Source organism: Nakamurella sp. (assembly GCF_044224575.1).
Taxonomy (GTDB): Bacteria; Actinomycetota; Actinomycetes; order Mycobacteriales; family Nakamurellaceae; genus Nakamurella.
In genome coordinates this window covers 30,756-43,510 of sequence record NZ_JBGAKE010000030.1, presented here as the reverse complement: position 1 = coordinate 43,510, position 12,755 = coordinate 30,756, and the positions used below count along the sequence as shown (strand labels likewise).

10 protein-coding genes and 1 pseudogene are annotated in these 12,755 nt (G+C 71.4%); 6 read left to right on the top strand and 5 right to left on the bottom strand.

The features are described from left to right. Positions 1-120 precede the first annotated feature (120 nt). Both ACILSK_RS23275 and ACILSK_RS23270 read left to right on the top strand, forming a co-directional pair. The gene (locus ACILSK_RS23275) at positions 121-1,869 is read left to right on the top strand and encodes an MOSC domain-containing protein (protein WP_395729573.1); all 1,749 of its coding nucleotides are present in this window, start codon (positions 121-123) and stop codon (positions 1,867-1,869) included. An 88-nt stretch (positions 1,870-1,957) separates the two neighbouring features. After that, positions 1,958-2,140: pseudogene (locus ACILSK_RS23270) on the top strand (MFS transporter); the annotation flags it as partial. Between the two features lie 145 nt (positions 2,141-2,285). Here ACILSK_RS23270 and ACILSK_RS23265 read toward each other — a convergent pair. After that, complete coding sequence (locus tag ACILSK_RS23265; protein WP_395729572.1) at positions 2,286-3,083, bottom strand: sigma-70 family RNA polymerase sigma factor; 798 nt, start codon at positions 3,081-3,083, stop codon at positions 2,286-2,288. Positions 3,084-3,212: 129 nt separating this feature from the next. After that, a complete protein-coding gene (locus tag ACILSK_RS23260; RefSeq protein ID WP_395729571.1) occupies positions 3,213-3,704 on the bottom strand; it encodes an SRPBCC family protein in 492 nt (163 codons plus the stop codon). Between the two features lie 75 nt (positions 3,705-3,779). Between ACILSK_RS23260 and ACILSK_RS23255 the strand changes: the two genes are divergently transcribed. Both ACILSK_RS23255 and ACILSK_RS23250 read left to right on the top strand, forming a co-directional pair. After that, positions 3,780-5,372 carry a phytoene desaturase family protein gene (locus ACILSK_RS23255; RefSeq protein WP_395729570.1) on the top strand — a complete coding sequence of 531 codons (1,593 nt, stop codon included), beginning with the start codon at positions 3,780-3,782 and terminating at the stop codon, positions 5,370-5,372. Positions 5,373-6,041: 669 nt separating this feature from the next. Beyond that, positions 6,042-7,022, top strand: a complete 981-nt coding sequence (locus ACILSK_RS23250; RefSeq protein ID WP_395729569.1) for an LLM class F420-dependent oxidoreductase — start codon at positions 6,042-6,044, stop codon at positions 7,020-7,022. A gap of 10 nt (positions 7,023-7,032) precedes the next feature. Here ACILSK_RS23250 and ACILSK_RS23245 read toward each other — a convergent pair whose 3' ends face one another. From ACILSK_RS23245 to ACILSK_RS23235, 3 genes are all read right to left on the bottom strand, one after another. Then, positions 7,033-7,524 (bottom strand): VOC family protein, encoded by a 492-nt coding sequence (locus tag ACILSK_RS23245; protein WP_395729568.1) that lies wholly within the window; start codon positions 7,522-7,524, stop codon positions 7,033-7,035. 100 nt (positions 7,525-7,624) lie between these two features. After that, positions 7,625-8,020, bottom strand: coding sequence for a hypothetical protein (locus ACILSK_RS23240; protein WP_395729567.1), 396 nt, complete (start codon positions 8,018-8,020; stop codon positions 7,625-7,627). A 67-nt stretch (positions 8,021-8,087) separates the two neighbouring features. Beyond that, complete coding sequence (locus ACILSK_RS23235) at positions 8,088-10,346, bottom strand: glycoside hydrolase family 3 C-terminal domain-containing protein (RefSeq protein WP_395729566.1); 2,259 nt, start codon at positions 10,344-10,346, stop codon at positions 8,088-8,090. A gap of 18 nt (positions 10,347-10,364) precedes the next feature. Between ACILSK_RS23235 and ACILSK_RS23230 the strand changes: the two genes are divergently transcribed. After that, positions 10,365-11,783: an FAD-dependent oxidoreductase gene (locus ACILSK_RS23230; protein ID WP_395729565.1), complete on the top strand. Its 1,419-nt coding sequence runs from the start codon at positions 10,365-10,367 to the stop codon at positions 11,781-11,783. A 59-nt stretch (positions 11,784-11,842) separates the two neighbouring features. Further along, positions 11,843-12,718, top strand: a complete 876-nt coding sequence (locus tag ACILSK_RS23225; protein ID WP_395729564.1) for an aldo/keto reductase — start codon at positions 11,843-11,845, stop codon at positions 12,716-12,718. Positions 12,719-12,755 lie beyond the last annotated feature (37 nt).

Genomic DNA, 12,755 nt, shown 5'->3' with positions numbered 1-12,755 from the left:
GTCCAGTCTGGCACCGAGCAGGCGCGTCGGGTTTCACCCGGCCGCATCCTTGAACCCGAAGTGGGGTGACCCGGCCCCGGCATCATGCCCGCCCGGCGGGATCGCGGCCGACGGAGGAGCATGAGCGGCATGCGCGCCTCGACGGCGATCGAACCGACCACGGTCGGCTCGCTGCTGTCGGTCAACGTCGGGCGGCCCCGGAACGTCGAGTGGAGCGGCCGGACGGTCTACACCGGGATCTGGAAGTTGCCCGTCGAGGGTCCACAGATGGTCCGGCGGCTGAACATCGACGGTGACGGTCAGGGCGACACCGGCGGGCATGGCGGCCCCCACCGGGCGGTGATGGTCTACCAGATCGAGTCGTACTCGCACTGGCGGCAGCACCTGGGCCGGGACGATCTGGGCCACGGCCATTTCGGCGAGAACTTCACGGTCAGCGGCCTTTCCGATGCCGAGGTCTGCGTCGGCGATCGCTACCGGATCGGCACCGCCGAGTTCGAGGTCAGCCAGCCCCGCGTCACCTGCTTCCGGGTCGGGATGCGCCTGGGCCGCCCCGACATGCCCAGCTTGCTGGTCGCGCACCATCGGCCGGGGTTCTACCTGCGGGTGCTCGCCGAGGGTGTCGTCACCGCCGGGGACGACATCGTCAAGACGGCCGACGGCGCGCACCGGATGAGCATCGCCGACGTCGACGCCCTGCTCTACCTGCCGCACCCTGACCTGTCCCGGATGCGGACCGCGCTGGACGTCGCGGCGCTCAGCCCCGGCTGGCAGGGCTCGTTCCGCGACCTGCTGGCCGCCGCCGCGAGCGGCGCGCCGGCGGCGGCCGGGGTGGTCGGCGCCGCACCGGCGTGGCCCGGCTTCCGGCCGCTGCGCGTCGTCGACATCACCCCGGAAAGCCCGACGGTGTCCTCGTTCCGGTTGGCCGACCCGACCGGAGCGGCACTGCCGGCGGCCCCGGCCGGCCAGTACGTCACCGTCCGCATCCCGCGGGCGGACCGGCCGGTCGTGCGCAGCTACTCGCTGTCCGGTCCACCGGACGCCGGGACCTACCGGATCAGCGTCAAACGCGAGGCCGCGGGCGTCGGCAGCGCCTGGCTGCACGAACACACCCGGGTGGGCGACACCCTGGAGGTCGCGGCGCCCCGCGGCGAGTTCCTGCTCGCGGACGGCGCCGGCCCGGTCGCGTTCGTCTCGGCGGGGGTCGGCGCCACCCCGGTGCTGGCGATGCTCTACCAACTGGTCGCCACCGGCAGCCGGCGGCCGGTCTGGTGGTTCCACGCCGCCCGCGACCCGGCCGAGCAGGCGTTCGCCGCCGAGGTCGCAGGGTTGATCGATCGGCTGCCCGATGCGCACCTGCAGGTCCGCTACAGCGGCCGCGCCGGGCACCTGGACGCGGAGGCCTTCCGATCGGCCGGGGTTCCGGCGGAGGCCGTCGCCTACCTGTGCGGCCCGGAGGGATTCATGCGCGGCATGGCGGCGGCCCTGGCCGCCGCCGGCGTGGACGCCAGCCACATCCACAGCGAACTGTTCGGGTCCCGCAGCGCAATCAACCCGGGGGTGGTCGACGCCCACCGGGTACCGCCCCATCCGCCGCCGGACGCCCCGGGCTCCGGGCCGACCGTGACCTTCGCCCGCAGCGGGCTGAGTGTGCCGTTCGACGCTCGTTTCGGCACCCTGCTCGACCTGGCCGAGGCCTGCGATGTGCCGACCCGCTGGTCCTGCCGCACCGGCGTCTGCCACACCTGCAGCACCCCGCTGCTGGCCGGCACGGTCACCTACCGGCCGGAGCCGCTCGATCCGCCGGCGGCGGGCGACACCCTGGTCTGCTGCGCCGAACCGCGCACCGACGTCGTGCTGGACCTTTAGTCGGCCGAGTGTGCGAGGCCGCCAGGTGGGCAGTAGGACCGGGCGCAGGCAATCTGGCGACGAAGGAGCCTGATTGTTCAGCGCGGGGATCGTCTTCCTGTATGCGACCCGCTTCATCGCCGGCATGGGCATCGGTGGAGAGTATGCGGCCATCAACTCGGCGATCGACGAGTCGATCCCGGCGCGGTACCGCGGCCGGATCGACATCGCCGTCAACGGAGGCTACTGGCTGGGCGCCGTCATCGGGACGTTGGGCGCCTTGTTCCTGATGGGCGCCGCGATCATGATCGCCGGCGGGCTGGTCGAGGTCTGGTTGGGCATCGACGCCGAGCACAAGTCGCTGGAGGACATCGCCAGGCCGGTGTCGTCGGCCGGCCGGCGCTGAGCCCGGTCGGCCCCGCCCGGCGGGTGGCCGGTCAGGTCATGACCGCCCGCAACCGGATCATCAGGGCGCGCAGGATGCGCGAGACCTGCATCTGGCTCACACCGAGGCGCTCCGCGATCTCACTCTGGCTCATCTCGGCCACGAACCGCAGGGCAAGCACCCGCCGGTCGCGCGCGGAAAGCTCGCGGATCGCGGCGCCGAGATCGAGTTGCTCGACCACCCGGTTCATCTCCCGGGTGGCGCGCTCGCACCCGATCCGCGCGACGGCCGCCCCGCCGTCCGCGTCCGCGGTCACCGGTTGGCACATCCGGGCCGCCACCCGCTGCCGACGGACCCGTTCGACGCTCGAACCCGCCGCGGCCGCCACATCGCTCTCGGTGGGAATCAGCCCGAGGCACTGAACCAGTTCCGCCTCGGCCGCCTGGTGCAGGGCCAGGTCCTCCTGCAGCGAGCGGGGCATCCGAATTGGACGGCAGTGGTCACGGAAATACCGCTTGATCTCACCCTCGATCGTCGGGCTCGCGAAATGCGTCAGCGCGGGATCCAGCTCGGGGTGCCAGCGCCGGACTGCCTTGCACAGGCCGAGCCTGGCCAGTTGGCGCAGGTCGTCGTCGTCGACACCGCGGCCGCGGAACCGCCGGGCGATGCGGTCGGCATACGGGCGGAAACGCTCGACCACGGCCGACTCGCAGCGCCGCAGTGCGGCGTCATCGTTCCCGTCGCGCGCGGCGATGAGCCGCGCCAAGCAGTCCCGACGCTCGATCGACTGGGCATCCGGGACGGCAGGGCGACGAGCGGGAACCGGACGGAATTGAACCAGCGCAGCCATGAAAGAACCCTTCGCGGGCAGGGGATTTGGCTGGCATCTGGTTGAGCCATACGACACCATCATTTACCTCGTCGACGGCGAATGCAAACTCTCGGGCGCTCAGGCCGACTCAGCGGGTGCCCGGCCGGCTCACCTCCGGCGCGGATGGGCCGCCCCCGGCAGCTCGGCGGCCCGGCCCTCCGCGAGCAGCGACAACCGCAGCAGGGCCTCGCGATTGCGCGGAACGATGAGCACCTGCCGAATCGGCTGCGGCACGAGCCGGCCGGGACCGCCGGCCACGTCCTCGGCCATGCCGATCGCGGTCCGCCCGTCATCCTGCTGGTCCAGACTCATCCGGACCACGGCCTCGCCGGCCGGCCAGGCGCGGGCCCGAAGGACCAGTTCACGTTCGACGACCACGGACAGCACGCTGGTGCTGTCGTCGATCAGAGCCGGCCAGACCCCCACGGAATGGTGGATCCGGGCACCGGCCTCGGGCCATCCCGGATCGACATCCCGGATGCGGGACGCCCCGACCACCCAGGACGCGTACAACCACCCATTGGACAGGACGGCCCAGACCGCCGCCGCCGGCGCGTCGACCACCCGTCGGACAACGGCGCTACCGCTCGAAGAAGCCATCTCGGTCCAGTACCCGGCGGTTCCCCGCGTCAACCGGTGGGTTGACGGCGCCGGTCCACGGGCACAGACCCTGGCATGACGACCGAAGCCGTGGATGCCGTCGTGGTCGGCTCCGGCCCCAACGGGCTGGTCGCCGCCATCGCCCTGGCGGACGCCGGTTGGCAGGTGTTGGTGGTGGAGGCACAGGATCGGCTCGGCGGCGCCGTCGCGAGCGGCGAGGTCACTGCGCCCGGCTACACCACCGACCTGTTCAGCGCGTTCTACCCGCTGGCCGCGGCGTCACCGATCATCCGCGACCTCGATCTGCGGGCCCACGGGCTCCGCTGGGCCCATGCCCCCGACGTACTGGCCCACCCGCTGCCCGACGGGTCATGCGCGGTGCTGTCCACCGACCCCACCCGGACCGCGGCCAACCTGGAAACCTTCGCCCCGGGTGACGGGGACGCCTGGCTGGCGATGGTGGCGCACTGGAATCGAGTCGGCGACGGGTTGCTCGACGCGTTGTTCACCCCCTTCCCGCCACTGCGGCCGGCCGCCGGCCTGCTGCGTCGCATCGGTCCGGCGGGTGTCCTGGAGCTGGCCCGACTCGCCGCCCTGCCGGTCCAGCGGCTGGCGAAGGAGTCGTTCGCCGGCGCGGGCGGGGGGCTGCTGCTATCCGGCAACGCCCTGCATGCCGACATCCCACCGGTCGCCGCGGGGAGCGGGCTGTTCGGCTGGTTGCTGTCGATGCTCGGCCAGGACGTGGGCTTTCCGGTTCCCCAGGGCGGCGCGGGCCGGCTGGCGGACGCCCTGGCCGGCCGCCTCGTCGCGGCCGGCGGCGCCACCCGTACCGGCACGCCCGTCACGTCGATCCGGGTCGTCAACGGCCGCGCGGCCGGCGTGGAGTGCGCCGACGGTACGCGGATTTCCGCTCGCCGGGCGGTCCTCGCCGACGTGTCGGCGCCGGCGCTCTACCGGGACCTGGTTGCGGCCCGGCACCTTCCGCCGGGCCTGCCGGACGCGCTCGACCATTTCGAGTGGGATCACGCCACGCTCAAGGTGAACTGGGCGCTGCGGTCCCCGATCCCGTGGCGGGCGCCGGGCGTGCGCGGCGCCGGCACGGTACATCTGGGCGCGGATGGTGACGGCATGATCGACTTCGCCGCGGACCTCGCGGTCGGCCGGATGCCCGAACGCCCCTTCCTGCTCCTCGGGCAGATGTCCACGGCCGATCCGACCCGATCCCCGGCCGGGACCGAGTCCGCCTGGGCCTATACCCACGTGCCGCGGAATGCGACGGCGGAGTGTCTCGACCGGCAGGTGCAGCGGGTCACGGATACCGTCGAGCGGTTCGCCCCCGGCTTCCGCGACCTGGTCCTGGCCCGCGCGGTGCAGTTGCCCGCCGATCTGCAGGCGGCCGACGCCAATCTGGTCGGCGGGGCGACCAACGGCGGCACCGCCGCCATCCACCAGCAGCTGGTTTTCCGGCCGGTGCCCGGCCTCGGCCGACCCGAGACCCCGATTCCCGGTCTGTACCTGGCCAGCGCCGCGGCCCATCCCGGTGGTGGCGTGCATGGCGCCTGCGGCTGGAACGCCGCCCGCGCGGCCCTGGCGACCGACGGGTGGTTCGGCGGGCTGCGGCGGCGGCTGAGCCGCACGGCTTGGTCCCGGCTGCTACCCGCCGGCTGATCCGCGCGGTCGGTCAGGCCTCCTTCGCCACCGATGCCGTCAAACGTGTTCGTATCGCGACGGGCCGGCCGCGCCGGGACGGTCGGTTCGAGTGGCCGGCGAGCCCCCCATGATGGCCGGCCGAAGGTCCGGAGCGACACGGACCTGCTCGGCGACCGGACGACCGGATCAGTCGGTCTCGGGGAGGCTGCAGTACAGGCAATCCGTGGCGCAGTCGGTGTATTCTCCCAGTGATTGCTCGTTCACAGTCGACTCCTCAAACTCGAAAATCATTTGCATTTTCCCGCTCCGGGTACAAATAACGTTAGTGCCGCGCAGATTCCCCGGTCAATGTGGGCGGGGCCACGTTCCGGTGTTCGATCGCCAATCCAGCGCCGAGCAAGCTTGGCAAACTGTCTGCGCAGCAACATCTTTGAATCCGGTGCGGCCCTTGTGATCATTGTGGTCCGCAGATGACCAATATGTAAACATCTCCTTGCCACCTGATGAACGTGCGAATCGGGGGCAGGCACCCGGCAGAAAGGCGCCAAGGGAAAGTAAAGTGATCGTTGGTTCACCTATCCGGCCACACCGGATCGGTCGACCCGGCAGCCACGGCGTCCCCCGGGCGACCGGTCGACCGATCGACCGGCCCCGGCGGCAGTCCTTCGCCAGGCTTACAGTGGGCGGGTGAGCATTCGCCTCGGCTATCAAATGCCCAACTACTCCTATGGCACTCCGGTCGCCCAACTCTTCCCCACCGTGGTCGCGCAGGCTCGCGAGGCCGAAGCCGCCGGCTTCGATGCGGTCTTCGTGATGGACCACTTCTACCAACTCCCCGGCATCGGCTCGCCCGACCAGCCGATGCTGGAGTCCTACACCACCCTGTCCGCGCTGTCCGGCGTCACCGACCGCATCCAGCTGTCCGCGATGGTCACCGGCAACACGTACCGCAACCCCACATTGCTGGCCAAGACGGTCACCACCCTGGACGTGGTCAGCGGCGGCCGGGCCGTCCTCGGTATCGGGGCCGGCTGGTACGAACTGGAGCACCAACAGCTCGGGTTCGAGTTCGGCACCTTCAGCGAGCGCTTCGCCCGGCTGGACGAGTCACTGTCCATCATCGTGCCGATGCTGCGCGGCGAACGGCCCACCGTCGACGGCCGCTGGTACCGCACCGAGACCGCGATGAACGAGCCGCGGCTGCGGGACGACCTGCCGGTCCTGCTCGGCGGGGGCGGGGAGAAGAAGACGTTCCGGATGGCCGCGCAGTACGCGCAGCACCTGAACATCATCTGCAACCCGGACGAGATCCCGCGCAAGCTGGCGGCGTTGGACGAGCGGTGCGCGGAGGTCGGCCGGGACCGGTCGACGCTCGAGACCAGCTACCTGGTGATGGCCGTCGTCGACGAGAGCGGCGACAAGGCCCGGGCCGCCCGGGACGAGCACATGCGCCGGACCGGCGTCGACCTGGCCGCGATGGATCCCGAGCGGCGAAAGTCGGTGGAGGCCAGGCAGTTCGTCGGCACCCCGGACGACGTCGCCGCCCAGCTGCAGGAGCGGGTGCTGGACAAGGGGGTCGACGGGCTGATCGTCAACATGATCGCCAACGGTCATCAACCCGGAATCATCGAACTTGCCGGGTCGACCCTGCGCACGCTCGTCGGCTGATCACGGTGGACTATTCGGACCGGGCGGGCGCACCGATCCGCGGATCGCGGTAGGGACTGGGCCGGCCCGCCGCGTCGTACTCGACGCCGAGGAAGGCGGACATCCCGCGGGGGTCATGCCACAGGATGCGGATCACGGTCCCGTCGGGGTCGGGGATGTCCATACCGGTGACGTAGCCGGGGATGCGCATGATCTCGGTGTGGGCGACCCCCAACCGGTCACAGCGGGCAGCCACGGCGTCGACCACCGCCTCGTCCGGCGCGCGGAATGCGACGACCTCGAACCCGGCGAGCCGTGGCGGCCCCGCGCAGTAATCCGTCTGACGCAGGGCAATCTCGAAGCCGGCGTCACGGTCGAGCAGCTGCACGCCGCGCACGTCGTCGTCCTCGAAGAACTCGGCGATGAGCTCCAGGTCGAACAGGGACCGGTACCAGGACACGCTGTGCCGTAGATCGGATGCCGGCAATTTCACGTGCTTGATCTGACTGAGACCGATACCCATACCCATCCCCCTGTCCGGTTGAGAACCTTACTGTCCGGTATCGGCGGCGGCAATCGACCGACTCGGCGACGACGTCGAACCCCCGGAGCGGCTGGGCCGATCAGCGATCGATCAACCCGTTCAACCAGTTCGGCCCGGCGATGCGCGCGGACGCCGGAAGCCGTTGACGCAGGCCGCGATCGGCGGTGACGACCAGAACCCCACCGGCGGCGGCGAGATCGTCGACGAGCGTGACGATGGCCGAGTCGCCGTCCCGATCGGCGCGGACCACCTCGACCGCGCCGGAACCCGCCGGCGCGGGAGCCGCGCGGGCGGCGCCCTCCACCACGGTGACGAGGCGGTCGATCGTCACGACGTCACCGCCTGGTCCGGCCACTTCGGTTCCCGGCAGCCGGGCCAGCCGATCGAGCAACCGGCCGGCCGCCCCGGCCCGGTCCCGCCACCAGCCGTCCGGCCGGGAGCCGAGCACGTTGGCCACGTCGACGACGACGATCACCCCGCGACGACCGGGTCGGCCGGGGCGGTCGCCGCCGCGCACGGAACGGCCGGGGGTGTGGTTGTCGTCACCGCGGGGTCGCCTGCTCCGTCCAACGCGAGACGGCCCGTTCCAGCGTGTCGTGGTCCAGGCTCATGGCGCTGAACCCCGCCAGGGTCGACATAGGCATGGTGCCGATGACCGAGACCAGTTCGGGGTCCCGGGTCGGGTCGGGCTGCCCGGCGGCCACCGCCTCCCGAATGAGCTCGAGCGCGACCGGGTCGGCCATCCACTCGTGCAGGGTGGAACCCGCGGTGATCGGCGCGGCGATTGACGGCGCGGCCACCTCGACGACCTCGACCAGGGGGAGATCGCGGGAGCTGCGGCCCACCTCGACCGCGAACCGGCCGGCCTCGACGACCCAGCGGTCCAGCAGCTCGGACCAGAAGGAGAATGCCCGTTGACCGAGAGTGACCGATACCGAACGGGACTCGCCCGCAGCCAGGGATACCTTGGCGAATCCCTTCAGCTCGCGGACGGGCCGGGCGACCGACGCGGCGATGTCCCGGACGTACACCTGGACCACCTCCGCGCCGGCGACGGGGCCGGTGTTGGTCACCGTGACCGCGACATCCGCCGCCAGGGTGCCGTCCGCGACCGATCCGGACAGCGTCACCACCAGGTCGGCGAACTCGAACGTCGTGTAAGAAAGCCCGAATCCGAACGGGAAAGCGACGTCGGTCGCGGTTGCGTCGAAACCGCGGTAGCCGACGAAGACCCCTTCCCCGTACCGGACCGCCCCGGAATCGCCGGGGAAGTTCAGGAATGACGAGTTGTCGGCCAGACGGTTCGGGATCGTCTCGGCCAGCCGGCCGGACGGGTTCACGGAACCGGACAGGACGTCGGCGATCGCGCCGCCGGCGGCCTGGCCCCCCAGCCAGGCCTCGACCAGCGCCGTCGCGTGGGGCAGCACCTCCCCCAGCACCACGGCGGATCCGTTGACCAGCACGACGACGACAGCGGGGTTGACTGCGGCCACCGCAGCCAGGGCCGACAGCTGGTTGGCCGGCAGGTCCAGGTGCGTGCGATCGAAGCCCTCCGATTCGTCCGCGCCCGGCAGACCGATGAACATCACCACCGCGTCGGCGTCCACGGCGGCGCGCGCCGCTTCCGCCCGCAGCTCCTCGTCCGCGACGGTCTCACCGATGCCGTACCCCGCCGCGAAGGTGACCTGAGCGAAGACCGCGGTGAGCTCGTCGAGCGCGTTCTCCGCCCGGGTCGGGTTGACCTGAGAGCTGCCGGCGCCCTGAAACCTTGGGGTACGGGCGAATTCGCCGATCACGGCGACCCTGGTCGAGGCGGCCAGCGGCAGGATGGGGCCGGAGTTCTTCAACAGCACGATCGACTCGGCGGCCGCGGCCCGGGCCAGCCGATGATGATCGTCGCGGTCGAACTCCTCGTCCAGGTCGAGCACGCCCATCCCCTTGCCGACCAGGTCGAGCACGGCCCGCACCCGGTCGTCGAGCACCGATTCGACCAGATCACCGGACTCGACGGCGGCCACGATCCGGGCCGGGCTGCGCGGCAGGTTGGGCGGCATCTCCAGGTCGAGCCCGGCCTGCAGGGCGGGCACCCGGTGGTAGACCGCTCCCCAGTCGGAGACGACCAGGCCGCGGAATCCCCACTCGTCGCGCAGCACGGTCGTCAGCAACCATGAGTTCTCCGACGCCGACGTCCCGTTGATCTTGTTGTAGGCGCACATGACCGTCCAGGGTTGGCATCCGGTGACGATCCGCTCGAAGGCCGGCAGGTAGATCTCGCGCAGGGTCCGCTCATCGACGCGGGCGTCCACCCGCAGCCGGTCGGTCTCCTGGTTGTTCGCCGCAAAGTGCTTCACCGACGTGCCGACACCCAGCGCCTGGATGCCGTCGACGATGCCAGCGCCCAGTTCGCCGGTGAGGAAGGGATCTTCCGAGAAGTACTCGAAGTTGCGCCCGCACAAGGGAGATCGCTTGATGTTGATGCCGGGACCCAGGATCACCGACAACCGGCAGGCGCGCGCCTCCCGGGCCAGCGCCGCACCGATCCGGCGCAGCAGTTCCGGATTCCAGGACGAGGCCACCGCGGACGCGGTCGGGAAGCAGGTCGCCGGGAGGCTGCCCCCGAGGCCGACATGGTCGCCCTCGCCCGGTTGGGCCCGCAATCCGTGCGGGCCGTCCGACACCATGATCGATGGGATGCCCAGCCGGTCGACCGGCGCGGTGAACCAGAAGGCCGACCCGGACGTCAATGCCGCCTTCTCGGTCAAGGTGAGCTCGGTCAGCAGCGCGTCCACATCGAGCGTCATCCAGCGATCCTAGGCAGCATGGTGGCAGCATGGGCGGTGTTCACCCCGGAGTTCACCGCCGAACCCGACGCCGACGGAGGTGGGTCGACCGTGCCGGATCCGCGCGCGCCCGACCTGGCCGCGGCCGTCGTCGGGTCCGGGCCGGCCGGCTTCTACGTCGCGGCGGCCTTGCTGGGCCTGCCGGACCGCAACGTCCGGGTCGACATGCTCGAACGGCTGCCGACGCCATGGGGTCTGGTCCGGGCCGGAGTCGCCCCGGATCATCCCAAGATCAAGTCAATTGCCGGATTGTTCGCCAGAACTGCTACCCACGAACGGTTTCGCTTCTTCGGCAACCTCGAGGTCGGGACGCACGTCAGCCGCGACGACCTGCGCGCCCGGTACGACGTGGTGGTCTACTGCGCGGGCGCACCGGACGACCGGGCACTGGGCATTCCCGGTGAACACCTGCGGGGCGTGCTCGGCGCCCGGGATTTCGTCGGCTGGTATAACGGCCATCCGGACTTCCGGGACATCACCGTCGATCTGGCCACCGACCGGGCCGTCGTAGTCGGGAACGGCAACGTCGCCCTCGATGTGGCCCGCGTGCTGGCCACGCCACCCGATCGGCTGGCCACCACCGATATCGCCGACCACGCACTCGACACCCTGCGCGGCAGCCTGATCCACGAGGTGGTGGTGATCGGCCGCCGCGGCCCGGCGCAGGCCACCTTCACGTCGCCGGAGCTGCGCGAACTCGCCGAGCTGACCGGCGCCGCGGTGCTGGTCGACCCGGCCCAGTTGGCGTCGATCGACGACGAGAACCTGCCCCACGGGCCCCGGCACAACGTGCAGATCCTGCGGGACTACGCGGGTATCCGGCCGGTGAACGGCGGCCGCCGGGTCGCCCTACGGTTCCTGACCTCGCCGATCGAGATCCTCGGAACCGACCGGGTCTCCGCGATCGTGCTGGGCCGCAACGAGTTGGACGGGCACGGCCGCGCGGTGGACACCGGTGAACGGCAGACGGTGTCGACCGGGCTCGTGCTGCGGGCCGCCGGCTACCGTGGAGTGGCCGTCCCCGGCGTGCCCTTCGACGACGTCACCGGCGTCATCCCGAATCGGGACGGGCGAATCGACGGCGGGGATCGCGAGTACGTCGCCGGCTGGATCAAGCGGGGCCCCACCGGCATCATCGGCACCAACAAGAAAGACGCGGTGGACACCGTGCACACCCTGGTGGCCGACCTCGCCGCCGGCCCACGGCCATCCCGGGCGGCCGAGCCGGCGGCGGTCGAGGCCTGGCTGCGCGAGCGCCGACCGGAACTGGTCGACCTGGCCGGCTGGGCCGCCATCGACGCCGCCGAGCGCGCGGCGGGCGACCGGCAGGGCCGCCCCCGGGTCAAGCTCTGCACCTGGGAGGAGCTGCTCGCCGCCGCGCGGTCCGTGCGGGTGTGATCGGGCAGCACGGGGCGCCCCGGGGAACAACCGGGCCGGCCGCCGGGTTGCACCCGACCATGAGCATCGCAAACGATCAGGGTATCGACGTCGGCGCGGCCGGCACTTTCGACATCAAGGACCTGGGCACCGTCCGGCGGCTGGGCTTCGGGGCCATGCGGATCACCGGGCCCGGTGTCTGGGGCGAGCCGGCCGACCGGGAGGCCGCCCGGCGGGTGGTGCGCCGGGCCGTCGAACTGGGCGTCGACTTCATCGACACCGCCGACTCCTATGGGCCGGCGGTCAGCGAGGAGATCATCGCCGAGGCCCTGTACCCGTATCCGGCGGGACTGCGGATCGCCACGAAGGCCGGCTTCACCCGTACCGGCCCGAACCGTTGGCACATGCTCGGCCGGCCCGACTACCTGCGCCAGCAGGTCGAATTGAGTCTGCGCCGGCTGAAGGTCGACGTCATCGACCTGTTCCAGTTGCACCGCATCGACCCGGCCGTGCCCGCCGACGACCAGTTCGGCCTGCTCAAGGAGCTACAGGAGGAGGGCAAGGTCCGGGCGTTGGGGCTGTCCCAGGTGTCGGTCCAGGAGATCAAGGCCGCGCAGCAGGTGTTCACCGTGGCCACCGTGCAGAACCGGTTCAACCTCACCGACCGCTCGTCCGCGGATGTGTTGCAGTACGCGACTGCCGAGGGCATCGGCTTCATCCCGTGGGCACCGGTGTCCGCTGGCGACTTGGCCCGGTCGGGCGGCCCGGTCGACACCATCGCGCGCACCCTCGATGCCACGCCCGCCCAGGTGGCGCTGGCCTGGGTGCTGCAGGCCTCGCCGGTCATGCTGCCCATCCCGGGCACCGGGTCGATCCCCCACCTGGAGGACAACCTCGGCGCGGCGACGCTGACGCTGCCCGCGTCCGCGGTGGCCGACCTCGACGCGGCTGCCTGAGTCGCACGGTCCGGCGGGGACGCAGCGGCGCGGGCCG

Excerpts from the sequence above, each read along its gene's own strand:
- ACILSK_RS23235 (WP_395729566.1), bottom strand. The coding sequence starts at position 10,346 with ATGACGCTCGATGTGGACGCGCTGCTGACCGAGCTCACCTTGACCGAG.
- ACILSK_RS23230 (WP_395729565.1), top strand. The coding sequence starts at position 10,365 with ATGGTGGCAGCATGGGCGGTGTTCACCCCGGAGTTCACCGCCGAACCC.
- ACILSK_RS23275 (WP_395729573.1), top strand. The coding sequence starts at position 121 with ATGAGCGGCATGCGCGCCTCGACGGCGATCGAACCGACCACGGTCGGC.
- ACILSK_RS23260 (WP_395729571.1), bottom strand. The coding sequence starts at position 3,704 with ATGGCTTCTTCGAGCGGTAGCGCCGTTGTCCGACGGGTGGTCGACGCG.
- ACILSK_RS23245 (WP_395729568.1), bottom strand. The coding sequence starts at position 7,524 with ATGGGTATCGGTCTCAGTCAGATCAAGCACGTGAAATTGCCGGCATCC.
- ACILSK_RS23265 (WP_395729572.1), bottom strand. The coding sequence starts at position 3,083 with ATGGCTGCGCTGGTTCAATTCCGTCCGGTTCCCGCTCGTCGCCCTGCC.
- ACILSK_RS23255 (WP_395729570.1), top strand. The coding sequence starts at position 3,780 with ATGACGACCGAAGCCGTGGATGCCGTCGTGGTCGGCTCCGGCCCCAAC.
- ACILSK_RS23225 (WP_395729564.1), top strand. The coding sequence starts at position 11,843 with ATGAGCATCGCAAACGATCAGGGTATCGACGTCGGCGCGGCCGGCACT.